Origin of the sequence: Amycolatopsis sp. NBC_00348 (genome assembly GCF_036114655.1) — a bacterium.
In the GTDB taxonomy this organism is placed as follows: Bacteria; Actinomycetota; Actinomycetes; order Mycobacteriales; family Pseudonocardiaceae; genus Amycolatopsis.
The window spans coordinates 9,709,467-9,733,301 of the sequence record NZ_CP107994.1; the positions used below are offsets into that span (position 1 = coordinate 9,709,467).

23 protein-coding genes are annotated in these 23,835 nt (G+C 72.0%); 15 read left to right on the forward strand and 8 right to left on the reverse strand.

From position 1 onward, the window contains the following. Positions 1-226 precede the first annotated feature (226 nt). Both OHS58_RS43845 and OHS58_RS43850 read left to right on the forward strand, forming a co-directional pair. Positions 227-1,234 (forward strand): type IV toxin-antitoxin system AbiEi family antitoxin, encoded by a 1,008-nt coding sequence (locus tag OHS58_RS43845; RefSeq protein WP_328646187.1) that lies wholly within the window; start codon positions 227-229, stop codon positions 1,232-1,234. Beyond that, positions 1,200-2,012: a nucleotidyl transferase AbiEii/AbiGii toxin family protein gene (locus OHS58_RS43850; RefSeq protein ID WP_328646188.1), complete on the forward strand. Its 813-nt coding sequence runs from the start codon at positions 1,200-1,202 to the stop codon at positions 2,010-2,012. Before OHS58_RS43845 ends, OHS58_RS43850 begins: the two co-directional genes overlap by 35 nt. Here the strand turns inward: OHS58_RS43850 and OHS58_RS43855 are convergent. Continuing rightward, the gene (locus OHS58_RS43855; RefSeq protein ID WP_328646189.1) at positions 2,009-2,791 is read right to left on the reverse strand and encodes an IclR family transcriptional regulator; all 783 of its coding nucleotides are present in this window, start codon (positions 2,789-2,791) and stop codon (positions 2,009-2,011) included. The genes OHS58_RS43850 and OHS58_RS43855 overlap by 4 nt on opposite strands. A gap of 84 nt (positions 2,792-2,875) precedes the next feature. Here OHS58_RS43855 and hutH point away from each other — a divergent pair, with 84 nt between their 5' ends. From hutH to OHS58_RS43885, 6 genes are all read left to right on the forward strand, one after another. Next, positions 2,876-4,402 carry a histidine ammonia-lyase gene (gene hutH / locus OHS58_RS43860; protein WP_326946461.1) on the forward strand — a complete coding sequence of 509 codons (1,527 nt, stop codon included), beginning with the start codon at positions 2,876-2,878 and terminating at the stop codon, positions 4,400-4,402. 57 nt (positions 4,403-4,459) lie between these two features. Beyond that, positions 4,460-6,121, forward strand: coding sequence for a urocanate hydratase (gene hutU, locus OHS58_RS43865; RefSeq protein WP_328646190.1), 1,662 nt, complete (start codon positions 4,460-4,462; stop codon positions 6,119-6,121). After that, positions 6,118-7,314: an allantoate amidohydrolase gene (locus OHS58_RS43870; RefSeq protein ID WP_326946463.1), complete on the forward strand. Its 1,197-nt coding sequence runs from the start codon at positions 6,118-6,120 to the stop codon at positions 7,312-7,314. The genes hutU and OHS58_RS43870 overlap by 4 nt, the downstream gene beginning before the upstream one ends. Further along, positions 7,311-8,600, forward strand: a complete 1,290-nt coding sequence (locus OHS58_RS43875; protein ID WP_328646191.1) for a formimidoylglutamate deiminase — start codon at positions 7,311-7,313, stop codon at positions 8,598-8,600. Before OHS58_RS43870 ends, OHS58_RS43875 begins: the two co-directional genes overlap by 4 nt. Next, entirely contained in the window at positions 8,588-9,733 is a 1,146-nt protein-coding gene (gene hutI, locus OHS58_RS43880) for an imidazolonepropionase (protein WP_328646192.1), read from the forward strand. The genes OHS58_RS43875 and hutI overlap by 13 nt, the downstream gene beginning before the upstream one ends. Positions 9,734-9,842: 109 nt before the next feature. Further along, positions 9,843-11,000: an FAD-dependent oxidoreductase gene (locus OHS58_RS43885; protein WP_328646193.1), complete on the forward strand. Its 1,158-nt coding sequence runs from the start codon at positions 9,843-9,845 to the stop codon at positions 10,998-11,000. A 52-nt stretch (positions 11,001-11,052) separates the two neighbouring features. On the opposite strand, the gene OHS58_RS43890 is transcribed toward OHS58_RS43885, so the two are convergent. Then, on the reverse strand, positions 11,053-11,919 hold the full coding sequence (locus OHS58_RS43890) for an esterase/lipase family protein (RefSeq protein ID WP_328646194.1): 867 nt from the start codon (positions 11,917-11,919) through the stop codon (positions 11,053-11,055). A gap of 104 nt (positions 11,920-12,023) precedes the next feature. Here OHS58_RS43890 and OHS58_RS43895 point away from each other — a divergent pair, with 104 nt between their 5' ends. Next, positions 12,024-13,226, forward strand: coding sequence for a PucR family transcriptional regulator (locus OHS58_RS43895; protein WP_328646195.1), 1,203 nt, complete (start codon positions 12,024-12,026; stop codon positions 13,224-13,226). Here the strand turns inward: OHS58_RS43895 and OHS58_RS43900 are convergent. Next, on the reverse strand, positions 13,223-14,629 hold the full coding sequence (locus OHS58_RS43900) for a nitrilase-related carbon-nitrogen hydrolase (protein ID WP_328646196.1): 1,407 nt from the start codon (positions 14,627-14,629) through the stop codon (positions 13,223-13,225). The two genes, OHS58_RS43895 and OHS58_RS43900, sit on opposite strands and share 4 nt — an antisense overlap. Before the next feature lie 221 nt (positions 14,630-14,850). Here OHS58_RS43900 and OHS58_RS43905 point away from each other — a divergent pair, with 221 nt between their 5' ends. Continuing rightward, the gene (locus OHS58_RS43905) at positions 14,851-15,975 is read left to right on the forward strand and encodes an inorganic phosphate transporter (protein WP_247061330.1); all 1,125 of its coding nucleotides are present in this window, start codon (positions 14,851-14,853) and stop codon (positions 15,973-15,975) included. Positions 15,976-15,983: 8 nt separating this feature from the next. Beyond that, positions 15,984-16,205: a hypothetical protein gene (locus OHS58_RS43910; RefSeq protein WP_247061331.1), complete on the forward strand. Its 222-nt coding sequence runs from the start codon at positions 15,984-15,986 to the stop codon at positions 16,203-16,205. Here OHS58_RS43910 and OHS58_RS43915 read toward each other — a convergent pair. Together OHS58_RS43915 and OHS58_RS43920 are read right to left on the reverse strand one after the other, a co-directional pair. Then, the gene (locus OHS58_RS43915) at positions 16,187-16,933 is read right to left on the reverse strand and encodes a hypothetical protein (RefSeq protein ID WP_328649954.1); all 747 of its coding nucleotides are present in this window, start codon (positions 16,931-16,933) and stop codon (positions 16,187-16,189) included. The genes OHS58_RS43910 and OHS58_RS43915 overlap by 19 nt on opposite strands. 11 nt (positions 16,934-16,944) lie before the next feature. Further along, positions 16,945-17,154 carry a hypothetical protein gene (locus OHS58_RS43920; protein WP_326946472.1) on the reverse strand — a complete coding sequence of 70 codons (210 nt, stop codon included), beginning with the start codon at positions 17,152-17,154 and terminating at the stop codon, positions 16,945-16,947. Positions 17,155-17,195: 41 nt separating this feature from the next. Here OHS58_RS43920 and OHS58_RS43925 point away from each other — a divergent pair, with 41 nt between their 5' ends. Genes OHS58_RS43925 through OHS58_RS43935 form a run of 3 tightly spaced genes read left to right on the forward strand, consistent with a single transcriptional unit; the run spans position 17,196 to position 20,201 of the window. Beyond that, positions 17,196-17,903 (forward strand): dienelactone hydrolase family protein, encoded by a 708-nt coding sequence (locus OHS58_RS43925; RefSeq protein WP_328646197.1) that lies wholly within the window; start codon positions 17,196-17,198, stop codon positions 17,901-17,903. Positions 17,904-17,949: 46 nt separating this feature from the next. Next, positions 17,950-19,530: a sensor histidine kinase gene (locus tag OHS58_RS43930; protein WP_328646198.1), complete on the forward strand. Its 1,581-nt coding sequence runs from the start codon at positions 17,950-17,952 to the stop codon at positions 19,528-19,530. Continuing rightward, complete coding sequence (locus tag OHS58_RS43935) at positions 19,527-20,201, forward strand: response regulator transcription factor (RefSeq protein WP_326946475.1); 675 nt, start codon at positions 19,527-19,529, stop codon at positions 20,199-20,201. The genes OHS58_RS43930 and OHS58_RS43935 overlap by 4 nt, the downstream gene beginning before the upstream one ends. Here OHS58_RS43935 and OHS58_RS43940 read toward each other — a convergent pair. Beyond that, a complete protein-coding gene (locus tag OHS58_RS43940) occupies positions 20,146-21,273 on the reverse strand; it encodes an FAD-dependent monooxygenase (RefSeq protein WP_328646199.1) in 1,128 nt (375 codons plus the stop codon). The two genes, OHS58_RS43935 and OHS58_RS43940, sit on opposite strands and share 56 nt — an antisense overlap. Positions 21,274-21,322: 49 nt before the next feature. On the opposite strand from OHS58_RS43940, the gene OHS58_RS43945 reads away from it, so the two are divergent. Next, positions 21,323-21,877 (forward strand): TetR/AcrR family transcriptional regulator, encoded by a 555-nt coding sequence (locus OHS58_RS43945; protein WP_328646200.1) that lies wholly within the window; start codon positions 21,323-21,325, stop codon positions 21,875-21,877. Between the two features lie 222 nt (positions 21,878-22,099). On the opposite strand, the gene OHS58_RS43950 is transcribed toward OHS58_RS43945, so the two are convergent. Beyond that, positions 22,100-22,873 (reverse strand): ABC transporter permease, encoded by a 774-nt coding sequence (locus OHS58_RS43950; protein ID WP_328646201.1) that lies wholly within the window; start codon positions 22,871-22,873, stop codon positions 22,100-22,102. Further along, positions 22,870-23,784, reverse strand: coding sequence for an ATP-binding cassette domain-containing protein (locus OHS58_RS43955; protein ID WP_328646202.1), 915 nt, complete (start codon positions 23,782-23,784; stop codon positions 22,870-22,872). Before OHS58_RS43955 ends, OHS58_RS43950 begins: the two co-directional genes overlap by 4 nt. Positions 23,785-23,835 lie beyond the last annotated feature (51 nt).

The window sequence follows — 23,835 nt, forward strand, 5'->3', positions numbered from 1 at the left end:
TCCCCTCGTGCCCCCACGACCGGTGTCCTCTTGCGCAACCACGGTAATCACCGAGCGGAGCGGAATCGAGGCGTTCGGTGACAGTTGCCCCGATCGCACCAGCCGGGACGCCGCCGGGTGGAGGTCAGCCCGGCGGGTTGCGGAGAAGAGGAAGAGTGTTCAGAATAAGAGCATGTTCAATTCAAATGAACATGCTCGCTCGTTGAACGCGAAAAGCTTGGCGGGTGTGGCAGTCGAGCGGCTGGGCGAGCTCGGGCTCCGCGGTGAGGTGCTCGCCGTGGAACACGCCGAACCCGCGGAGAGGCACCGGGTCGACGCCGTGCTGCGGCTCACGGCGGGGTCGGGGGCCACCCGGACCTACGGGGTCGAGATCAAGCCTCGACTGACGCCTGAGCTGGCCACCAGCCTCAACCTGTCCACGCGGTTCCCGGCGTTGCTGGTCACGACCTACATCAGCGAACCGGTCGCCGAGCGGCTGCGTGCCTTGGGGATCGACTACGTGGACACCGCGGGCAACGCCCACCTCGCCTGGGACGACGTCCTCGTCGATGTCCGGGGACGTCGCAATCCGGCGGTCCCGCGTTCGCGAACTTCGCCGAGCGGGGCCGGTGCTTTCGGCCGGGCGGGTCTGCGGGTGGTGTTCGTCATCCTCAGCTGGCCGGACATGGCGGCCCAGCCGTACCGGGTGCTGGCCGGAGCGAGCGGAGCCTCGTTGGGAACCGTCAAGGCGGTGATCGACGAGCTCACCGGGGCCGGTTACCTCTACGCAGGGGCGGAAGGCCGCCGGCTGGCCCGCGGCGGCGAGTTGCTCGACCACTGGTCGGAGGCATATTCGATCAACCTGCACGCCGCGCTCGCTCTTGGTGAGTTCTCCGTGGACGACCTCTCGTGGTGGCCGGACTCGGAATCCGAGATGCGTTCGCTGGGGATCCAGGTGGGGGGAGAGGCCGGGGCCGGCCTCATCGACCCGCACCTGCGGCCCGCCTCCCTCACGCTTTACGCCGAACAGCTCCCCGCCCGGTTCATCGGCCGGCACCGCCTGGTCCGGGCCGAGGACCGGGGCAACGTCCACATCCGGGAACGGTTCTGGCACGGACCCGAACCCGATGCTTGGACGGTGCCATCCCCACTGATCTACGCCGACCTGCTGGCTTCGGGAGATCCCCGCCAGCGCGAACACGGAGACCGGATCCGAACCAGTGACGATCGACTTATCCGCCTCGGCCGATCCTGAAATCCTGCTGGCCACCCGGGCGCTGACCCAGGTGGACGCCGCGGCCCAAGCGGCCGGAGTGGACTACCTGGTGGTCGGCGCGACGGCGCGCACGATCCTGTCGCTGGGGTTGATCGGACGGTCACCCGAGCGGGCCACCCGGGACGTCGACATCGCCGCCGAGGTCAGCAGCTGGGACGATTTCCGACGGCTCGCCGGCAAGCTCGAAAAGCACGGCCGCAGCGAGCATTCGTTCCTCGTCGGCGGGATCGAAGTCGACGTGCTGCCCTACGGCGGCATCGAACAGCCGGACCGCACCATCCTCTGGCCCGACGACCATCGGATGAACGTCCGCGGCATGCGCGAGGCGGTGGCGTCAGCTGAGTCCGTTCTCCTGCCCGGCGGGCTCACCGTCCGGGTTCCCGCGGTGCCCGCGCTGGCCTTGCTCAAGCTGCTGACCTGGTGGGATCGCCGTGTTCTCACCACTCGCGACGCGATCGACCTCGCCACGATGATCTCCTGGTACTCATCGGGGACGTACTTCGATCTTCTGTACGACGAGTACGTGGACCTGCTCGGGCGATTCGGTTTCGATCACGAGCTCGCGGGCGCCTGGCTCCTGGGCTCGCAGTTGCCCGGGCTGCTCGACGACGAAGGAGTGCAGGTGCTGCTCCGGATCGTCGAGGACGACGACGTGCTAAGCAGGCTGGCCAACGACGCGCGAGCAGTCCGGGCTCCGGAGCTGATGCTGGCGATGGGCGCCGGCATCCGGGACGCTGCCGGATCGCTCGACGGCTAACCCGGGTGGCCGCCGATGCGGGTGGTCAGCTCCGCTGCCGTTGCCGCTACCTCCGCCGCCAGGTCCGGCCACGTCTCTTCGCACGGCTCTGTCGTGCAGTGGTGCCGCAACGTCACGCTGATCGCGGCCAGCGGGCGGGCGCCGTGGTCGAAGACCGGGCTGGCCACCGAGGCGAAACCCGCCGTGACGTGGCCGTCTTCGATCGACCAGCCCAGGCGGCGTTCCGCGGTGAGCGTGCGGCGCAGTTCGGCCAGGGTGGCCGGGCCGCGGCCGGTGCGGCGGACGAACGTCGAGGCCGACGGGAACAGCGCGCGGACGTGCGGGGCGGGCAGGTGCCGGAGGATCGCGCGGCCGGACGCCGTCAGCTGGGCCGGCAGGCGGACGCCGACCTCCGTCACCAGCGTCTCCGGGCGGGCCGGGCGCTCCTTGATCAGGTACAGCGACTCGTTGCCGTGCAGGACGCCGAGGTGCGCGGTGTGCCCGGCGCGGTCGACGAGCTTGCGCAGCAATGGCCCGGCGAGCCGTTCCAGGGGGTCGTGACGCAGGTACGCCGAGCCCAGCTCGAACGCCGCGATGCCCAGGCCGTACCGGCGTTCCGCGGGCAGGTGCACGACAAAACCGGCGGCCTCCAGCTCGTTGAGCAGGTGGTAGGTCGTCGAGCGGGGGAGGCCGGCCTCGCGGGCGATCGCCGACGCCGTGACCGGGCCGGGGCGCGTCGCCAGCAGCCGCAGCACCGCCAGCCCGCGCCGCAGCGCCGGAACTTCGCTGCTCTCGCCCATGCTCCAAGCCTACTGTCTGGGATCCCAGACGGAACCACCCCGTGGGGCATCCCACCAGCGGGAAAGACGCTGTCCAATGGGCCCATGCCGGAAAAAGTGCTCCTGGGTGCGGAACCCATGACCGCCGCCCAGGTCGTCGACGTCGTCCGCGGCCACGCGCCGGTCGGGCTCACGGACGCGGCCGAGAAGAACCTCGCCGCGACCCGCCAGCACATCGAGGACCTCGCCCACGCCGTCACGCCCACCTACGGCGTCTCGACCGGCTTCGGCGCGCTGGCCACCCGCCACATCCCGGTCGAGAGCCGGACCGCGCTGCAGCGCAGCCTGATCCGCTCGCACGCCGCCGGTGCCGGGCCGGCCGTCGAGACCGAGGTCGTCCGCGGGCTGATGCTGCTGCGGCTGCGGACCCTCGCCAGCGGCTACACCGGCGTCCGCCCGGGCACCGCGCAAACGCTTGCGGCCCTGCTCAACGCCGGGATCACGCCGATCGTCCACGAGTACGGTTCCCTCGGGTGCTCCGGCGACCTCGCGCCCCTGGCCGCCGTCGCGCTGGCGCTGATGGGGGAGGGCGACGTCGAGTACCGCGGTGCGGTCGTGCCGGCCGGCGAGGCGCTCAAGCACGCCGGGATCGAGCCGGTCGTGCTCGCCGAGAAGGAGGGCCTGGCCCTCACCAACGGCACCGACGGCATGCTCGGCATGCTCCTGCTCGCCGCCGCCGACCTGCACCGGCTCTTCGACATCGCCGACCTCACCGCCGCGATGAGCGTCGAGGCGCTGCTGGGCACCGACCGCGCGTTCGCCGCCGAACTGCAGGCGCTGCGCCCGCACCCCGGCCAGGCGTTGAGCGCCGCGCGGATGTGGCACGCGCTGCAGGGCTCGAAGATCGTCGAGAGCCACCGTGGCCCGGACTGCAACCGCGTCCAGGACGCGTATTCGCTGCGTTGCGCCCCGCAGGTCCACGGCGCCGCGCGCGACAGCCTCACGCACGCCGAGCTCGTCGCCGAGCGGGAGCTCGCGTCCGCTGTGGACAATCCCGTCGTGCTGGCGGACGGCCGCGTCGAGTCCAACGGCAACTTCCACGGCGCGCCCGTGGCGTACGTGCTGGACTTCCTCGCCATCCCGATCGCCGACCTGGCCAGCATCGCCGAGCGCCGCACCGACCGGATGCTCGACAAGGCCCGCTCGCACGGCCTGCCGCCGTTCCTCGCGTACGATCCCGGCGTCGACTCCGGGCACATGATCGCCCAGTACACGCAGGCCGCGATCGTCAGCGAGCTCAAGCGGCTCGCCGTCCCGGCGTCGGTCGACTCGATCCCGAGCAGCGCCATGCAGGAGGACCACGTCTCCATGGGCTGGTCGGCCGCGCGGAAGCTGCGCAAGGCCGTCGACGGCCTGACGACCGTGCTCGCCATCGAGCTGCTGACGGCCGCCCGGGCGCTCGACTTCCGGGCGCCGCTCGAGCCGTCGCCGGTCACCGGCCGCGTCCGGGACCTGCTCCGCACCAAGGTCGAGGGCCCCGGCCCCGACCGGCACCTGGCGCCCGAGATCGCGGCCGCCGAAGAACTCGTCCGCTCCGGCGCCGTCCTCGACGCCGCCCGTCTCGGGTCGTGAGTGCGTAACAGTGTTAGAACACTGTTACGCACTCACGACCGCCTACCTGGAGGTCTGATGACCAGCACGTCCCGTGTCGTCCGTGCCGCCCGCGGCACCCAGCTGACCGCGAAGTCGTGGCAGACCGAAGCCGCGCTGCGGATGTTCCACAACAACCTCGACCCCGACGTCGCCGAGCGGCCCGAAGACCTGGTCGTCTACGGCGGCACCGGCAAGGCCGCCCGCAACTGGGCCAGCTTCGACGCGATCACCCGCGAACTGACCACTTTGGACATCGACGAGACGCTCCTGGTGCAGTCCGGCAAGCCGGTCGGCGTGTTCCGCACGCACGAGTGGGCGCCGCGCGTGCTCATCGCGAACTCGAACCTCGTCGGCGACTGGGCCACCTGGCCCGAGTTCCGCCGCCTGGAACAGCAGGGCCTCACGATGTACGGCCAGATGACGGCCGGCTCGTGGATCTACATCGGCACCCAGGGCATCCTCCAGGGCACCTACGAGACGTTCGCCGCTGTCGCCAAGAAGAAGTTCGGCGGGTCCCTGAAGGGCACGCTCACGGTGACCGCCGGCCTCGGCGGCATGGGTGGCGCGCAGCCCCTCGCGGTCACCATGAACGACGGCGTCGCGCTGGTCATCGAGTGCGACCCGCAGCGCGCGCACCGCCGCGTCGAGACGCGTTACCTGGACGAGGTCGCCGACGACCTCGACGACGCGATTTCCCGCGTCACCAAGGCAAAGCGGGAGAAGCGGCCGCTGTCGGTGGGTGTCGTCGGCAACGCCGCCGAGGTGCTGCCGGAGCTGCTGCGCCGCGGTGTCGAGGTGGACATCGTCACCGACCAGACGTCCGCGCACGACCCGCTGTCGTACCTGCCCAAGGGCGTCGACGTCGCCGACTGGCACAACTACGCGGCCAAGAAGCCCGACGAGTTCACCGACCGCGCGCGCGAGTCGATGGCCGAGCACGTCGAGGCCATGCTGGGCTTCCTGGACAAGGGTGTGGAGGTCTTCGACTACGGCAACTCGCTGCGCGGTGAGGCGAAGCTCGGCGGCTGCGAGCGCGCGTTCGACTTCCCCGGTTTTGTGCCCGCCTACATCCGCCCGCTGTTCTGCGAGGGCAACGGCCCGTTCCGCTGGGCGGCCCTGTCCGGTGACCCCGAGGACATCGCGGCGACCGACCGCGCGATGCTGGAACTGTTCCCGGAGAACGAATCCCTGGCCCGCTGGATCAAGCTGGCCGGCGAGCGCGTCGCGTTCCAGGGCCTGCCGGCGCGGATCTGCTGGCTCGGGTACGGCGAGCGGCACCTGGCCGGCCTGCGGTTCAACGAGATGGTCGCCAGCGGCGAGCTGAAGGCCCCGGTCGTCATCGGCCGTGACCACCTCGACTCCGGCAGCGTCGCCTCGCCGTACCGCGAGACCGAGGGCATGGCCGACGGCTCCGACGCGATCGCCGACTGGCCGCTGCTGAACGCGCTGGTCAACACGTCGTCGGGCGCCAGCTGGGTGTCGATCCACCACGGCGGCGGCGTCGGCATGGGCCGCTCGATCCACGCGGGCCAGGTCAGCGTGGCCGACGGGACGGCCCTGGCCGCGCAGAAGCTGGAGCGCGTGCTCACCAACGACCCGGGAATGGGCGTCATCCGGCACGTCGACGCCGGTTACGATCGCGCGGCCGACGTCGCCGACGAGCGGGGCGTGCGGGTGCCGATGCAGGGGGATGCGTGACCGCTTCTGGTTTCCTGGCCGAGATCGACGACGTCGGACGCGACCCGAAGCGGGGCGGTTACTCCCGCCACGCCTTCGACGCGCCGGAGCACGACCTGCGTGAGTGGTTCGTCGACCGCGCGCTGGGGCTCGAGCTGGACGTCGAGACCGACCGCAACGGCAACATCTGGGCCTGGTGGGGGCCGCCGGGACGCAACGCCGTCGTCACCGGCAGCCACCTCGACTCGGTGCCCGGCGGCGGCGCGTTCGACGGCCCGCTCGGCGTCGCGAGCGCCCTCTCCGCCGTGGAAACCTTGCGGGCCAAGGGTTTCCGGCCGCGCAAACCGCTCGCCGTCGTCGTGTTCGCCGAGGAGGAGGGCGGCCGGTTCGGCGTCCCGTGCCTCGGCTCTCGGCTGCTCACCGGCACCATCGACGCCGACAAGGCGCGTGGCCTGCGGGACGCCGACGGCGTCACGTTCGCCGAAGCGGCCAAGAAGGCCGGGATCGACCCGGCGCGGATGGGGCCGGACGAAGAGCGGCTCGACCGGATCGGGCGGTTCCTCGAGCTGCACGTCGAGCAGGGGCGCGGGCTGATCGACCTCGGCGCGCCGGTGGCCGTCGGCAGCACCGTGATCGCGCACGGCCGGTGGCGGTTCTCCTTCGAGGGACAGGGAAACCACGCCGGAGCGACCCTGCTGGCCGACCGCGCGGACCCGATGCTGCCCGCCGCCGCGACGGTCACCGCCGTCCGCCGGCTGGCCTCGGGCGTGCCGGACGCGCGTGCGACCGTCGGCCGGCTCGTGCCGACACCCGGCGGCACCAACGTCATCGCGTCCACAGTGGACCTGTGGCTCGACGCGCGGGTGCCCGGCGAGGGCACCCCGGGGCTGGTCGCCGAGATCAGCCGCGCGGCGTCGGCCGCGGCGGCGGAAGAGGGCTGCCAGGTCCGGGTGACGCGCGAGTCGTACTCCGGCGACGTCGTGTTCGACGACGCCCTGCGCCGGGACCTCGGCGGCTGGCTCGGCGGCGTGCCGGAGCTGCCGACCGGCGCCGGTCACGACGCGGCGATCCTCGCCGGGTTCGTCCCGGCCGGGATGCTCTACGTGCGCAACCCGACCGGCATCAGCCACTCGCCGGAGGAGTTCGCCGAGGCCGCCGACGTCGAGGCGGGCGCGCAGGCCCTGGCCACCGCGCTGGAGCAGCTGACGCGATGACGTACTGGTGCGAGCAGGCATGGCTGCCCGGCGGGATCGCGCGCGGGGTGCGCATCGACGTCGCCGACGGGCGGATCACCGGCGTCACGCCGGACTCGCCGCGCACTGGAACCGTCCTGAATGGACTGACCTTGCCCGGGTTCGCGAACGGGCACTCGCACGCGTTCCACCGGGCGTTGCGCGGCCGGACACACCACGAGCGCGGCACCTTCTGGACGTGGCGTGCGCGGATGTACGCGCTCGCGTCGCGGCTCGATCCGGACTCGTACTACCGGCTGGCCCGCGGGGTCTACGCCGAGATGGTCCTGGGTGGCTACACGAGCGTCGGCGAGTTCCACTACCTGCACCACGCGCCCGGTGGCACGCCGTACGCGTCGCCGAACGCCATGGGGGAGGCGCTGCGGGAAGCCGCGCGGGACGCCGGGATCCGGCTTACCCTGCTCGACACGTGCTACCTCGCCGGGGGCATCGGCGTCGCGCCGGACGAGGTTCAGCAGCGGTTCTCCGACGGCTCGGCTTCGCGGTGGGCTGAACGGGTCGCCTCGCTGAAAGAGGACGACCTGTTCCGCGTCGGCGCGGCGATCCATTCCGTACGCGCGGTTCCGGCCGACCAGTTGTCGCTTGTGGACAGTGCGCGAGTGGTCCACATCCACCTCTCCGAGCAGCGCGCCGAGAACGAGCAGTGCCTGGCCGCCTACGGCCGTACCCCGGCGGAACTCCTCGACGACCACGGCGTGCTGACCGATCGCCTGGTCGCCGTGCACGCCACGCACCTGACGACGTCCGACATCGACCGGCTCGGCGCCGCTCGCGCGGGGGCGTGCTTCTGCCCGACCACCGAACGCGACCTCGGCGACGGCATCGGCCCGGCTCGCGCGCTGCGGGACGCGGGCGTGCGGCTGAGCGTCGGCAGCGACAGCAACGCCGTCGTCGACGCCTTCGAGGAGACCCGCGCGCTCGAACTCGACGACCGGCTGGCGAGCGAGGAACGCGGCCGGTTCAGCGCCGAGGAACTCCTGGCCGCCGGAACCGACCACACGACCGTCGGCTGGCCCGAGGTCGGGCGCCTCGAAGAAGGCGCGGGCGCCGACTTCGTGACGGTCGCGCTGGACTCCGTGCGGACGGCCGGGATCGAGCCGTCCGGGGTGGTGTTCGCCGCGTCCGGGGCCGACGTCCGGCACGTCGTCGTCGCGGGCCGCGACGTCGTCCGCGACGGGGCGCACCAGCTGATCGAACGACCGGAAACCGTTCTGGCGAAGGAGATCGAGGCACTGTGGCTGTCGTGATCACGGGGATCGGCGAGCTGACGACCAACGACCCCGAGCTGGGCCGCCTCACCGACGCGGCCCTCGTGCTCGACGGCACGAAGGTGGCCTGGGTGGGCCCGAGCGCGCAGGCGCCGGACGCCGACGAGCACGTCGACGTCGAGGGCCGCGCGGTGCTGCCGGGCTGGGTCGACAGTCACACGCACCTCGTCTTCGCCGGCGACCGCACGGCCGAGTTCGAGGCGCGGATGGCCGGAAAGCCGTACACCGCGGGCGGAATCGCGATCACCGTCGGCGCGACGCGGGAAGCGTCCGACGAGCAGCTGGCCGCGAACCTGCGCCGGCACGTCGACGAAGCGGCCCGGCAGGGGACGACCTGCCTGGAGACCAAGACCGGGTACGGACTGACCGTCGCGGACGAGGCGCGCAGCGCCCGGATCGCCGGCGAGGTCGCCGACGAGGTCACCTTCCTCGGCGCGCACCTCGTCCCGCCGGGCGCCGACGCGGAGTCCTATGTGGACCTCGTGTGCGGCGAGATGCTCGACGCCGTAGCGGAAAGCGTGCGCTGGGCGGACGTCTTCTGCGAGACGGGCGCCTTCGACGAGGCCCAGTCGGCGCGGGTCCTCAAGGCCGCCGCGGAACGCGGGCTGGGCCTGCGGGTGCACGGCAACCAGCTCGGGGAGGGCCCCGGCGTCCGGCTGGCGGTCGAGCTGGGCGCGGCGAGCGTCGACCACTGCACGTACCTGAGCGACGCCGACGTCGAGGCGCTGGCCGCGTCCGAAACCGTCGCGACGCTGCTACCCGCGTGCGACCTCTCGACCCGGCAACCACTGGCTCCGGCGCGACGGCTGCTCGACGCGGGCGCGACGGTCGCGCTGGCCAGCAACGCCAACCCGGGCAGCTCGTACACGACGTCGATGGCCTTCTGCGTCGCGACGGCGGTGCTGCAGATGCGCATGACGATCGAAGAGGCCGTCTGGGCCGCGACGGCGGGCGGCGCGCGGGCGTTGCGCCGCGACGACGTCGGCGTGCTGCGGCCCGGCGCGCGGGCCGACGTCCACGTGCTCGACGCGCCGTCCGTCACACATTTGGCCTACCGCCCCGGAGTTCCGCTCACGAAAGTGGTGTGGCGCGCCGGAGATCTCGTGCGCTAACGTGGATCGCAGAGGACGCGCGAACGCACGGTCCGGTATGGGTTAGTCCGGGCACTCGTTCCAGCGCTCACCCGTGCGTCCCTTCATCGCCAGCGACGAAGGGACAAGTGTGTCTGTCATCATCATCGGTGCCGGGATGGGTGGCCTGAGCCTCGCCCAGGGCCTGCGCCGCGCCGGGATCGCCTGTCAGGTCTACGAACGTGACGCCGCGCCCGGCGCGCGGGTGCAGGGGTACCGGCTGCACATCGACCACGTCGGCGACTCGGCGTTGCGCGAGGTCCTACCGCCTGAGCTGCACGAACTCTTCCGGGCGACGGCCGGCCGGGCGCTGCCCGCCACGCAGATCTACGACGAGCGGCTGCGGCGCGTCGACGAGCTGGTCCTCAACAAAACCGGACCCCACCTCAACATCAACCGCTTCACCGTGCGTCAGATCCTGCTGCACGGCCTGGATGTGCGCTACGACAAGCGGTTCACGCACTACACGGCCGACGCCGGTGGGGTGACCGCGCACTTCGCCGACGATACTTCCGCGCACGGTGAGCTGCTGGTCGGCGCGGACGGCGTCAACTCCCCGGTGCGGCGCCAGTACTTGCCGCACGCCGAGGTCGTCGACACCGGGCTTCTCCAGCTGTACGGCCGGATTCCGCTCACCGCGCACACGAGGAAGCTGTTCGACCCCGAGATGTTCGCGGTGTTCTCGATGGTCGTCGCCCCCGATCGGACGATGGTCGGGTTCGCGCCGGTCGACTACCCGGAGCCCGTCGCCGAGGCGGCCGCGCGGCTCGTGCCGGGGCTCGAGCTGCGGGACCACGAGCCGTACATGACGTGCGCGGTCGGAGCGCGTCGTGAGGTCGTCGGGCTGAGCGATGCCGAGCTGGCCGCGTTGACGCCGGCCGAGCTGCAGGAGCTGGCTTTGGGGCTGGTGAAGGACTTCTCGCCGCGGGCCCGCGCGATGGTCGAGCACTGGGACGACACCGCGACGTTCCCGCAGCCGATCCGCACGAGCGTGCCGATCGAGCCGTGGTCACCGTCGCGGGTGACGCTCGTGGGCGACGCGATCCACGCGATGAGCCCCGCGGCCGGCGCGGGCGCCAACACCGCGTTGCGTGACGGTGCGGCGCTGGCGTCCGCGCTGGCCGGGGCCCCGCTGCTCGACGCCGTGGCGGCGTACGAGTCCGCGATGGTGGACTACGGTTTCGCGGCCGTCCGGGAGTCCGCCGCGAACGGCCGGCGGTTCATGGGCCAGAACCCGCTCCCGGTCTGACGCCTCGTGAGTGGTAATGAGGGTTCTAACCCGAATTACCACTCACGACGGCTCACAGCGGCAGGATGAACGGCGTGCAGCGCGGCTGGTAGCGGGAGTCCAGCGCGTGCAGGATCAGGCCGGTGACGTTCGGGTCGACGGCCTGGCCGAGGTGGCCGGAGACGTCGGTGCGGCAGAAGTCCTGCAGCACGATGTCCGTCGCGCCCGGCTCGTTGAGGATGCCGCTGGTGTAGGGCGTGACGACCTCGTCGTAGCGGCTCACGATGCTCGTGTACGCCGGCCCGGCGACGTGCACGCCGCCGCGGGCGAGGTCGTCCAGGAACGCCGTGGGAGCCAGGTATTCGGTGCACGAGCCGCACGCTGTCGTCAGGATCCCCCGCAGGCCGGGGACCGTGGCGAGGAGCCCCTTCGCGAGCGCGTCGAGGCCGCCGAGCGTGGTGCCGCGGTAGTTCGCGCCGAAGCCGACGAAGTGCGCGACCTTCGCGGCACCACCGCCGAACTTGAGGTAGTACGCGGGCATCGTGCTGCCCTCGGAGTGCCCGACGATGTCGACCTTCGCCGCGCCGGTCGTGCTCCGGACGCGGTCGACGAACCGGCCCAGCTCGGCGGCGCTGTCCCGCATGGACGCGAGGCCGCCGACGAGCGGGCCGAGCACGCCGGTGCCGTAGGTCAGCGAGTAGACGCAGTAGCCCTGCGCGGCGATCTTCGGCGCGTGGAAGAACCAGTTGACGGTGTCGTTCGCGCCGAGGCCGTGCACGAGCACGACGGGCTGGGGGTGCTGCGCGGAGGGCTTGCACGACCAGTTGTTCCAGCCGCTGCTCGGCGCCGCTTCGGCGACCGCCGGAGCCGCGACGCCGAGGGTGACCGCCGCGACGAGCGCGGTCAGGATTCGCTTGACACCGCCGTTGGTGACCCGCATTTCCGTTGCCTCCAGTTACCCGTCAGTAAGTGATTCCTGTCATGATGTGGCACAACGGGTCGTCCGCGACATGGGACGACGCTCAGAGTTGGACGGGGCCGGTTGTGACGGATGACAAAGCGTTCCGGGTCGGCGGTCAGAACCTGGCCGACCGGCTGACCGGGGCGTTGCCGGCGCTGACCCGTGCGGTGATCGAGGAGCTGGTCGCCCGGCTCACGGCGTACCGGCTGATGCCCGGCGAGGAGCTGGCCGGCGACATCAGCCGCGTGATCGAGCAGAACCTGCGCTCGTTCGTCGGCGTGCTCCGGTCGAAGACGCTGCCGACGGCGGCCGAGGTCGCGTTCCTGCGCGAGTCGGCGGCCCGGCGTGCGGAGGAGGGCATCCCGATCGAGGTGGTCCTGACCGCGTACCACGTCGGCATCCAGGTCACCTGGGACACGACGACCGCCGACGCCCGGCCCGAAGACCTCGCCGACGTCATGGCGGTCAACGCGCTCCTGCTGCGTTACCTCGAGCTGATCACCCCGGCCGTCGCGGCGGGCTATCTCGCCCAGCAGCAGTCCATCTCCGGTGACGAGTACTCGGCGCGGCAGAGCCTGCTGGCCGCGTTGCTCGGCGGGGAGCCCGCGCAGGCCGCGGCCGACCAGGCCGGGCTGCGGCTGCCGCCGTCCTACCTGGTCGTGGCGTTCGGGTTCGGCGCGCACCCGGACGAGACGTCGGCCGACGTCGACCCGCTGGTCGCGGCCCGCCGGAAGCTGCGGCGGCTGCGCGCCGAGCTGGAACGGCAGGTCCGCGAGCCGATGCTGACGTCGTTGACCACGGACGGCGGGCTGGCGCTGCTGCCCGAGCGCGACCGGCCGTGGCTGGACGGCGTGGTCCGGGAGATGGCCCGCGCGGCGGCCGTCCCGGTGACGGCGGGCGTGGTCGTCACCGAGCCCGACGGCGTCGCCGCGGCCGCCCCCTGCGCCCGCCGGATCCTCGCGGTGGCCCGGACGTTCGGCCGCGCGCCCGGCGTGTACCGGCTCGACGACGTCGTGCTGGAGTACCAGTTGTCCTGTCCCAGCGAGGCCCGCGACCGGCTCGCGGAGATGCTGGAACCGTTGGCGGACAAGGCGGATCTCCTCGACACGCTGCGGGCGTACCTGCGTCTCGGCGACCGCCGGACGACCGCGGCCCAGCTGCACGTCCACCCGAACACCGTCGACTACCGGCTGCGGCGGGTCCAGGCGCTGACCGGCCTGGACCCGACGTCGACGGCGGACGTGACACTGCTCGGCGCGGCCGTGGTGGCCCGCGCCGCGGACTAGGCGTCGACGCGTTCCCGGCTCGCCGCGGCCGCGATGCCGGCCAGCGCCAGCAGCCCGCACAGCCACGCGAACCAGTCGCCGAAGCGGGCGTACGGCGTGCCGCCGCTGCCGAGCGGGACGTCGGCCGTCACCACCGAGAACGGCCGGTCTCCGGTGTGGGTGTCGGCGAGCACGCGGCCGTGCGCGTCGGACAGCATCGGCGTCCCGCGGGACGCGCTCCACGCCACCGAAAACCCGTTCTCGACGCCGCGGATCAGCGCCGTGCGGCTGTGTTCCCAGCCGTCGACGTCCTCGTCGGACGCCGGGATCAGGACCAGGCCGGTGCCGGCCGCGCCGTAGTCGCCGCTGGGGTTGCCGAAGTTGACGTCCATGCAGACCAGCAGGCCGATCTTCGCCGACCCGGCGAGGTACGCGAGATCTGTGCCGTCGGCGATGTTCTTCGAATCCCCGTTGTGCCACTTGTGGAACTCGACCGCCGGCCCGGACGGCGGGACGTCGAGCGCCGCGTTGAACCGGCCTTGCGACGTCGTGTCGTAGACGCCGGTGACGACCTCGACGCCGGTGCGGCGGAGCTGCTCGGCGAACCCGGCCCGGGACGCGTCGTCCACCGCGAAGGCCGCTTCCGGGAGCACCGCGACGCGCACGCCGTCCGGCAACGCGCCGATGGCGTCCACATAGGACTGGACGAGCGCGGCGCCCTGCGGCGTCGTGACGTCCGTGGCCCAGGCCGCCTTGGCCGGGGCGATCAGCGCGACCTTCACCGTGGTCCCGGCGGGGCTGCTCAGCCGCGCGGTGCTCCAGAAGAACAGCCCGGTCAGCGCGGCGGCGACGGCCACCACCGAGACCAGCCGGGACCGGCCCGTGACGCCGGGCGCGCAGATCGCGGCCACCGCGGCCGGGACGGCCAGCACGAGGAACTCGACGCCCCAGCCGCCGGTCACCGACGCGAGCTGCAGGACCACCGGCCGGTCGGCCTGGGTCGTCATGAACGTCCCCATCAGGCCGGTCGGGTTGAGCAGGGAGACCGCGTAGAGCGCGACGGTCCACAGGCCGGCCGCGGCGAGCACCGCCAGCACCGCGTGACGACGTCGCACCAGCAGCCGGAACAGGCCGACGGCCAGTGCGAACAGCACCGCGCTGCCGGCGAGGATCGCGATCGCGGCCGGCCGCGGGACGGCCAGCGAATGCCAGAAGTAGCTCCAGGTGCCGGTGCTGCCCGCGGCGTAGGCGACGAACGCGCAGAGCGCCGCCGTCACCCCGGACACCCGCGGCGCGAGCAGCAGGATCGGCAGTGGTGCGAACCACGCCAGCGCGGCGACCGGGTCCAGCCCCGTGCCGAAGAAGAACAACACACCCGACGCCACTGTCGCGGCGATCGGCCAACCCGGCCCCAGTCTGCTCATGACCCCGACGGTCGCAGGGGCGGCGGCGGGCCGCACTGGGCCGCACCACCCTCTTCGTGGTCGGGCTGGCCCTACCTGCCGGAAATGGGCGGATCGTCCCGGTAAGCGCTTTCGGGTTCACGGAGTGTTCAGGGAGCCGTCACACCACCGGGATCGGGTTCCGGCCGGCAGATCCGTAGCGTTGCTCACGAACAGCCTCCGGCGACGGAAATGAGCCCCGCATGGACTTCTCGCTGATCGTGCTGGTGGTGATCGTCGCGGCGCTCGCCTTCGACTTCACCAACGGCTTCCACGACACGGCCAACGCGATGGCCACGTCCATCGCCACCGGCGCCCTCAAGCCGCGGGTCGCGGTCGGGGTCTCCGCGGTGCTGAACCTCGTCGGCGCCTTCCTGTCGGTGGAGGTCGCGAAGACGATCTCCGGCGGGATCGTCGACGACACCAAGGTGACGCCGGTGATCATCTTCGCCGGCCTGGTCGGGGCCATCGTGTGGAACCTGGTGACCTGGCTGATCGGGCTGCCGTCGAGCTCGTCGCACGCGTTGTTCGGCGGGCTGATCGGCGCCACCTGGATCGCGTCGGGCTCGGACGCCGTCCACTTCGGCAAGGTCGTCGAAAAGGTCCTCATCCCGGCGCTCGCCTCGCCGATCGTCGCCGGGCTCGTCGCGACGCTGGGCACCTTCCTCGTCTACCGGATCACCGCCCGGGCGAAGAAGGACACCGTGGGCCGGACGTTCAAGGCCGGTCAGATCGCCTCGGCGTCCCTGGTTTCGCTCGCGCACGGCACGAACGACGCGCAGAAGACGATGGGTGTCATCACGCTGACGCTGATCGCGTCCGGTTCGCTCGCGCCGGGCTCGAACCCGCCGATCTGGGTGATCCTGACCGCCGGCACCGCGATCGCGCTCGGCACCTACCTCGGCGGCTGGCGGATCATCCAGACGATGGGCAAGAAGCTCACCGAAATCCAGACGCCGCAAGGCTTCGCGGCCGAGACGAGCGCCGCGGCCGTCATCCTCACCTCGGCGCACCTCGGCTTCGCGCTGTCCACCACGCACGTCTGCTCGGGCGGCATCATCGGCTCCGGCCTCGGCCGGCGGCTCGCCGAGGTCCGCTGGGGCGTCGCGGGCAAGATGGTCGTCGCCTGGGCGCTGACGCTGCCCGCGGCCGCGATCGTCGGCGCGATCGCCGCCGAGGTGTCGACGCTCGGCACCTGGGGCACGGTCCTGATCGGCCTCGCCGGCGTCGTCATCGCGGTGGGCATCTACCTCGCGTCGCGGCGGAACCCGATCAGCGCCAACACCATCACCGAGCCGGAGCCGGCCCCGCAGCCGGCCAACGTCTGAGGAGCGCCGTGAACATCGATTGGGGTTCCCTCGGTCTCGTCTTCGTCGTCGCGCTCGCTTCGGTCGTCGTGCTGACGAGCCTCTTCTCCTTCGGAGTGGTGGGGCTCTCGCAGCGCGAATCGGCCCGTGAAGCTGGCGGCTCGGGCACCGGCCCGCTGGCCGGCGCGATCCTCTGCTTCGCCGTCTGCCTGGCGATCGTCGGGTACGGGATCTACTTGATCGTCGCCTGAGCGCGTTCCCGGAGGCCGTCCGGGAGCCCGCCGAGCATCGGGGCCAGGGTGTTCCGGCGCTCGGCGCTCAGGTGGTTCAGCATGTCCAGCGCCGGCGTCCAGAGGTCTTCGTCGGCGCCGGCCGCGGTGATCACGCGGCCGAGGCGGTGGGCCGGGAGCAGGCCGACGACGTGGTCGATGCGGTTCTTGTCGTCGAGGACGAACGCGATCCGCAGCAGGCCCGGGTCGTCGATCTCCTCGAGGCAGCGCCGGACGGTCGGGTCCGGGAGGTGCCCGACGAACCGGCCCAGCGTGATCCAGTCCGCGCGGTCGGCCAGTTGGGCCGCGACGGCGAGCACGGTCTCCAGGGGGATGCGCGAGATGATCGCGCTCGCGCGGCGCGGGTCGAGGTCGGCCGCGACCTCCGAGAGGAACCGAGGGCTCAGGCGCTTCGCGACGTCGACGCCGCGGGCGACGTCGACCACGCCGGCGATCCGGGCGCACAGCAGCGGGCCGAACACCTTCTCGGCGATCTTCGCCAGCACCGCGCCCGGCACGATCCGCGCGGCGAGCGCCATCCGCTGCAGCACGGCGAGGTTCGCGTCGAACAGCGTGTCGGTGACGCGCTCGCGGAACACCCGCAGGTCGCCGGCGTCGACGCGCGCGAGGTACTCGAGCCGCTCCGGCTCGACGCCGAGGACGCGGGCCAGCTTGAGGATCTCGGCTTCGGCCTCGTAGTTGTCCGTCACAGCTTTGTCATTCACAGTCCGACTGCCTTCCGGACCGCGCCGCGCAGCAACGCGGGGACGTACCGGAGACCTTCTTCGCCCGCCTCGGCCAACGCCTTCGCCTGCCGTCTGCGCGCGTCGCGCAGCGCGTCGGCGAGGTCCTGCCGCTCGTGCTCTTCGAGGGCCTCGATGCCTTCGGGGAGTTCGCCGCCCAACTGATCGGCGAGGGTGCGCTCGGCCATGGTGGATCATGATGCAGCACCGGGGGCGCTACCGTGCGGATATGAGCATCGAGACGTCCACCACCCGTGTCGGCGACCTCTCCGCGTACCTGGCCCGCCCGGCCGGTGGCTCCGGGGCCGGGATGCTGCTGCTGCCGATGATCACCGGCATCGGCGAGCAGGTCCGGGCCTGGGCCGACGAACTCGCCGGCCGCGGGATCACGACGTTGACCTGGGACGTCTTCCACGGCGCGAGCACCGACAACACGTCCCGCGAGGACCTCGGCGCGAAGCTCGGCGAGCTGTCCGACGAGGTCGCGCTGACCGAGCAGACGGCGTTGCTCGACCACCTGCTCGGCGACCTCGGCTGCACGTCGGCCGGCGTCATGGGCTGGTGCCTGGGCGGCCGGTTCGCGCTCCTGCTCGCCGCCCGTGACCAGCGGCTTTCCGGCGTCGTCGCCTATCACCCGACGGTCCGCGACCCGCTGCCGCCGAACCACACCCTCGACACGGTCGCTTTGTCGACAGCGATCACCGCGCCGGTGCTCGTCTCGTACCCGGAGGCCGACACGGTCGTCTCGCACGAGACGTTCGACCGGCTCCAGGCCGCGCTGCAGTCCCGCGCGACGGGCGCGACGTTCACCCAGCACTTCCCGGGCGCCGAGCACGGCTTCAGCGACTCCTCGCGGCACGGCACCGCGGTCAACGCCGACGCGTTCGCGCTCTCCTGGCCGCAGACCTTGGCCTTCCTGGACGCCCTGAAAGGTTGACTTTCGGCAGTGGTCGCCGCCGCGGCCCGCTTGTAGCGTCGCTTTTGTGCAGGAGGTGACGAGGCGACGGTGGCGGGTGGTGTTCGACGCCGTCCTCGCGCTGTTCCTGGCGTTCATCGTCGTCTCGGACACGGTGGACACCCGGGCGTACTGGGAGATGGCCGGCGGTTTCGCCGTCGTCCTTGGCTCGGTGGCCACCGCCCGGCGTCACCCGGTCGTGTCGCTCGGCATCGCGCTGGTGGGGACGCTGGTCGTGCCGTTCCCGTACGGCAACCGCCTGCCGGTCTGGGTGGTGTTCGTGCTGGTCGCGATGTGCTACCAGGCCGGACTGCGGATGCCGCGGGCGCGGCCGGGCCTGCTGCTCGGCGGCGCCGTCGCGGTGCTCGGCCTGCCGCTCTCGCTGCTCGTCGGCGAGGACGGCCTCGGTGACTGGGCCGAACTGGTCACGATGCTGGTGTTCGCCGGGCTGTCGCCGTGGCTGCTGGGCCGCTACGTCCGGCTGCGCGGGGAGCTGGCCCGCACCGGCTGGCGCCGCGCCGAGGAGATGGAGAGCCGCCAGCGCCTGGTCGCCGACCAGGCGCGGCTGCGCGAGCGCGCGCGGATCGCCAGCGACATGCACGACTCGCTGGGCCACGAGCTGAGCCTCATCGCCGTCCGCGCGGCGGCCCTGGAGGTCGCCGGCGGCCTCGACGACGGCCAGCGCGGGGCGGCCGCCCAGCTGCGCACCAGCGCCGCGGCCGCCACCGAGCGGCTGCGCGAGATCATCGGCGTCCTGCGCGAGGACGCCGCGCCCGTCGAGCCGGTGCAGGGTGACCTCGGCGAGCTGATCGCGCGGGCCAGGTCGTCCGGGCTGCTCATCGAATCCACAGTGGACAGCGAGCAGGCGCCGCCGATGGTCGCCCTCGCGGCCCACCGGGTCGTCCAGGAAGCGCTGACGAACGTCGCGAAGCACGCGCCCGGCGCCGCCGTGACGGTCCGGGTGACCAGTTCCGGCGCGCAGACCGAGGTGAGTGTCGTCAACGCGCCGCCGCCCGCCGGGCCGCTGCCGGGCGCCGCGTCCGGGCACCGCGGGCTGATCGGGCTGCGCGAGCGCGTCCGGCTGGTCGGCGGCACGCTGCAGGCCGGCCCGCACGCGGGCGGGTTCGCCGTCACCGCGACGCTGCCGCACGACGCCGCGCCGGTCGAGGAGACCGCGGAGCTGCGGGAGGCCGCCGACGACGCCGTCGGGCAGTCGACGTCCGCGCGGGCGCTGGAACTGGCGCGGCGTGACGTCCGGCGCAGCCTGATCCAGGCCGTCGGCATCCCGCTCGGGCTGTTCGCGGTGGTCCTCGGGGTGGCCGGGATCGCGTTCCTGTACCTCTGGAACTCCTCGGAGCTGCCCGGTCCGGTCTACGACCGGCTGCGGCTCGGGCAGCCGCGCGCCGAGGTCGCGCCGCTGCTGCCGGGCACCCAGCGCAGCGCCCGGCCGACGCGCGGCGAGCCGCCGCTGCCGCCGATGCCCGGGGCCGCGTGCGAGTACTACGGCACCGGAAGATCGTTCCTGAACAACGACTACGCCGCCTATCGGCTGTGTTTCGCCGACGGGAAGCTGGTTTCGAAGGACGAGTTCGCCGAGGGGGTTTCGTGATCAGGGTCGTGCTGGCCGACGACGAGGCGTTGATGCGGGCGGGGGTGGCGGCGATCCTGGCCGCGGACGGCGGTATCGAGGTCGTCGCCGAAGCCGCCGACGGGCGCGCGGCGGTCTCCCAGGTGCTGGCCACGCACCCGGACGTCGTGCTGCTCGACATCCGGATGCCGGTGCTCGATGGCTTGGGCGCGGCCGCCGAGATCCGGCGGCTGCGGCCCGCGACCGGCGTCATCATGCTGACGACGTTCGGCGAGGACGACTACATCGAGCGCGCGCTCGGCCTGGGCGCGGGCGGGTTCCTGCTCAAGTCGGGCGACCCGCGTGAGCTGCTGGCGGGCATCCACGCCGTCGCGGACGGCGCCGCGTTCCTCTCGCCGAAGGTGGCACAGCGGGTCATCGCCCGGCTGTCCGGCGGCCGCCTCGCGCGCGCGTCGGCGGCCCGGTCGCGGATCGCGTTGCTGACCAACCGGGAGCGGGAAGTGCTGGTGTTCATCGGATCCGGACTGTCCAATGCGGACATAGCGGCGAAGCTGTTCGTCGTCGAGGGCACGGTGAAAGCGCACGTCAGCACCATCCTGACCCGGCTCGGCGTGAAGAACCGGGTGCAGGCGGCGATCACGGCGTACGAGGCGGGACTGGTCGGGGGAGACCCGGCGGCTGCCAGCCACTGATCCCGGCGCCGATCCGGGCCGTGGCTTTGGCCGGGGTCAGTCTCAGGAGCGCGTTGCGCAGTGTGGTGGCGACGGGGTTGGTGAGCTGCGGGCCGATCTTCCCGGCCCGGACGGAGTCCCTTGCGACTTTCTGGCTGCGCTTTCGTCTCTCTTGGTCGTACTTTTTCAGTCCTTTTTGGATTGTGTCCTCTGTGGACAAGGCGTGGGCGAGCACAACGGCGTCTTCGAGGGCCTGGCAGCCGCCCTGGCCGAGGAACGGCGGCATCGCGTGGGCGGCGTCGCCGAGCAGCGCGATCTTGCCCCGGACGTAGCTGGTCAGCGGCGTGCCGAGGTAGTAGAGGTCGTGGTGGAGGATGTCCGCGGCGGGCGTCGCGTCGATGAGCGCCGGGATCGGGTCGTGCCAGCCGCCGAAGTGCTGCTGGAGGTAGGCCTTGACGTCGGCGGGTCGTTCGCCGGCCCGGACGACGTAGGAGATCCACCAGTAGACGTCCCCGTCGACCAGCGGGAGGACGCCGATCTCGGCGCCGCGATCCCAGCTGGTGCTCAGCGGCGTCCCGGGTCGGTGGGCGACGCCGCGGAAGGCCGTGCTGCCGCTGTAGACCGGCTTCGGTCCCTTGGTGATCCGGCTGTTGATCCCGTCGGCGGCCACGACGAGGTCGGTGTGGAGTTCTCCGCCGCTGTAGCGCACGAAGCCGTCTTCGCGGACTTCGGTGACTTCGGCGCCGGTCATTATTGTCTCTCGGGGCAGTGCTCGCGCGAGCGCGTCGATGAGATCCCGGCGATGGATCGCGGCCAAGGGAAGCCCGTGGTGCCTGGTGAAGGCGGCCGCGTCCCAGCCGGTGATGCGGCGACCGCGCTTGTCTCTTAAGCCGCCGTCGCGCTGTTCCTGGAGGGGAGCCTCGACGCCGAGGACGTCGAGGCAGCGCTGGGCGTTCGGCCAGAGCGAGATCCCGGCGCCGACGCTGGTGATCTCGGGTGCTTTCTCCAGGACGGTCACGTCCCAGTCGACCCGTCGCAATCCGACCGCCGCCGCGAGCCCGCCGATACCGCCGCCGACCACCACCGCGCGCATAGCTCCTCCTCTACAGGTGTAGAGGACTCTACACCTGTAGAGTGGGTCCGTGGACCGTCTTTCGGCAATCGGTGACGCGGCGATCGAGGTGATTGCGGCGGAAGGCATGCGCGGCTTGACCCACCGAGCGGTCGACCGGGCGGCTTCGCTGCCCGCGGGGTCGACGTCGTACTACGCGCGAACCCGGGGCGCGCTGCTGGAGCTGGCGATCGACCGGATGGTCACGCTGGACAACGTCGACTTGGAGCCACCACCGGGCCGCTTGGCGGAGTTCCTGGCGGGCTTCGTCCACGCGGCGATCACGACGGGTCGAACGCGAATGCTGGCGCGGTACGAGTTCGCGTTGGAGGCAACCCGCCGCCCGGAGTTACGTGCGGCGTACGACAAGGGCGGATTGCTGATCCGCCGCCGGTGCGCATCGGTGTTGGCCACCGCAGGCTCCCCAGAACCAGAGCGCCACGCGACGGTCTTGGTGGCCTGGCTGGACGGCGCGATCTTCGACGCAATCGCGGGCACGGGCTCTCTCGCGCCGCCGTCGCGGGCCGCGCTGACCCGCGGCGCCCGGGAAGTGCTGGCGGGCTTGGGCATCGCGCCAAGTCCGTGAATGCCACATTGAGGGACATAGCGTCCCTCAATGTGGCATTCACGGACTTGCCGTTGGCGGGGTTTCGGCGCCTGGCCTCGGCGTGAGGTGGTTGTCCACAGCGCTGCCGTGATGTGGACAACTGCGGCTCAGACGTGGCCATTTCGGCCTTTTGTCGGGCCGTCCCGATACGCTGGAAGCGGGGCCGGTCCCCCGGAGAGGGTGGGGGCTGCTTTGGGGGCGTCAGGCGTCCCGGCGGCGCAACACCGCAGTGCCCGCGACCAGCGCCACCGCGGTCCAGACCGCGCAGATCAGCAGTCCCACCCAAGGTGCGTACGGCGCCGCCGCCTGGGTGATCGGGTTCGGCTGCCCCGCCTCCACCATCGCGTTCACCCCGGCTATCCCCGGGAAGTACGGCACCCAGCCCGGCAACCCCAGCGACGCCACGATCAGCGGCAGCGGCACCAGCGCCACGATCACCACCACCAACGTCCCCGCCGCGCTTCGCAGCGCCCAGCCCACTCCGGTGCACAGCAAGCCCAGCGAGGCGAAGTATCCGCCCATGCCCACAGCCGTCGTGAGGGCGCCCGCGAACGACGTCGGCAGGCCGTGGCCGTCCTTCACCAGACCCGCCAACGCCATTCCCGAGACCGACAGCGCCACGCCGTAGACGAACAGCACCGGCAGTAGCACCGCCGCCTTCGCGAGGACCACCCGTGAACGCACCGGCGTCCACAGCAGCGTCGACCGGATGCCGCCGCCCGTGTACTCGCTTGTCACGAACAGCGTGGCCAGTGCGATCACCGCGAACTGCGTCAAGTAGAAACCGCCGCCCAGGGCGATCGTGTTGGCGCCCATCGGGTCTTCACTGTCGTAGCGCTGGGCGATGGCCGATACCGCGCTGTAGAACGCCATCAGCGCGGCTCCGGCGATCAGCGTCCACCACGTCGCGCGGACCGACCAGAACTTCGTCCACTCGGAGGACACCACAGGCACCACAGACACCGCCGCCGTCATGCCGACACCCCGTACTCCACCGAAGAAGCGGTCAGTTCCATGTACGCCTGCTCCAGCGACGCCGTCCGCTCGGCGAGGCCGTGTACCCGGATGCCCAGCTCGTGCACCAGGTCGCCGACGCGGGTTACGTCGATGCCGCCGACCACCAGCTCGGCCGGCGCGTCCAGGTCCGTGTGGGCGCCTTCGGCTCGCAAACGCCGGGAGAGCGCGTCGCGCTCGGTGGGGTCCGGGACGCGCACCGAGACCGTCGTGCGGGAGTTGCCCGCGATGAACTCGGCGACCGGTGCGTCCGCGAGGAGCTTTCCCTTGCCGATCACCACGAGGTGGTCGGCCGTCAGCTGCATCTCGCTCATCAGGTGGCTCGAGACGAACACCGTCCGCCCCTCGCCCGCCAGGGAACGCATCAGCTGCCGCACCCAGCGGACGCCGTCCGGGTCGAGGCCGTTGACCGGCTCGTCGAACAACAGCACGCCCGGGTCGCCGAGCAGCGCGCCCGCGATGCCCAGCCGCTGCCCCATGCCGAGCGAGAACTGCCCGGCCCGCTTGCCCGCGACGTCCGAAAGCCCGACCGTCGCGAGCACCTCCTCGACCCGCGACGCCGCGATGCCGTTGCTGCGCGCCATCGCGAGGAGGTGCTTGCCGGCGCTGCGGCCGGGGTGCAGGGCCTTGGCGTCGAGCAACGCGCCGACCTCGCGCAGCGGGTGCCGCAGCTCGGCGTACTGCCGCCCGCCGACGCGCACTTCGCCGGCCTGCGGGTGGTCGAGCCCGACGGTCATCCGCATGGTCGTCGACTTCCCGGCGCCGTTCGGGCCGAGGAACCCGGTCACCTGCCCGGCCGCGACGTCGCAGGTGAGCGCGTTGACGACGGTCTTCTCCCCGTAGCGTTTGGTGAGTCCCCTGAGCGTGATCATGCCACCCAGTCTGGGATTTCCCCGGCGTCACGACATCGGCCGACGGTCGCG

Excerpts from the sequence above, each read along its gene's own strand:
- OHS58_RS43955 (WP_328646202.1), bottom strand. The coding sequence starts at position 23,784 with ATGATCACGCTCAGGGGACTCACCAAACGCTACGGGGAGAAGACCGTC.
- OHS58_RS43875 (WP_328646191.1), top strand. The coding sequence starts at position 7,311 with ATGACGTACTGGTGCGAGCAGGCATGGCTGCCCGGCGGGATCGCGCGC.
- OHS58_RS43905 (WP_247061330.1), top strand. The coding sequence starts at position 14,851 with ATGGACTTCTCGCTGATCGTGCTGGTGGTGATCGTCGCGGCGCTCGCC.
- OHS58_RS43855 (WP_328646189.1), bottom strand. The coding sequence starts at position 2,791 with ATGGGCGAGAGCAGCGAAGTTCCGGCGCTGCGGCGCGGGCTGGCGGTG.
- hutU (WP_328646190.1), top strand. The coding sequence starts at position 4,460 with ATGACCAGCACGTCCCGTGTCGTCCGTGCCGCCCGCGGCACCCAGCTG.
- OHS58_RS43900 (WP_328646196.1), bottom strand. The coding sequence starts at position 14,629 with ATGAGCAGACTGGGGCCGGGTTGGCCGATCGCCGCGACAGTGGCGTCG.
- hutH (WP_326946461.1), top strand. The coding sequence starts at position 2,876 with ATGCCGGAAAAAGTGCTCCTGGGTGCGGAACCCATGACCGCCGCCCAG.
- OHS58_RS43925 (WP_328646197.1), top strand. The coding sequence starts at position 17,196 with ATGAGCATCGAGACGTCCACCACCCGTGTCGGCGACCTCTCCGCGTAC.
- OHS58_RS43940 (WP_328646199.1), bottom strand. The coding sequence starts at position 21,273 with ATGCGCGCGGTGGTGGTCGGCGGCGGTATCGGCGGGCTCGCGGCGGCG.
- OHS58_RS43890 (WP_328646194.1), bottom strand. The coding sequence starts at position 11,919 with ATGCGGGTCACCAACGGCGGTGTCAAGCGAATCCTGACCGCGCTCGTC.
- OHS58_RS43920 (WP_326946472.1), bottom strand. The coding sequence starts at position 17,154 with ATGGCCGAGCGCACCCTCGCCGATCAGTTGGGCGGCGAACTCCCCGAA.
- OHS58_RS43950 (WP_328646201.1), bottom strand. The coding sequence starts at position 22,873 with ATGACGGCGGCGGTGTCTGTGGTGCCTGTGGTGTCCTCCGAGTGGACG.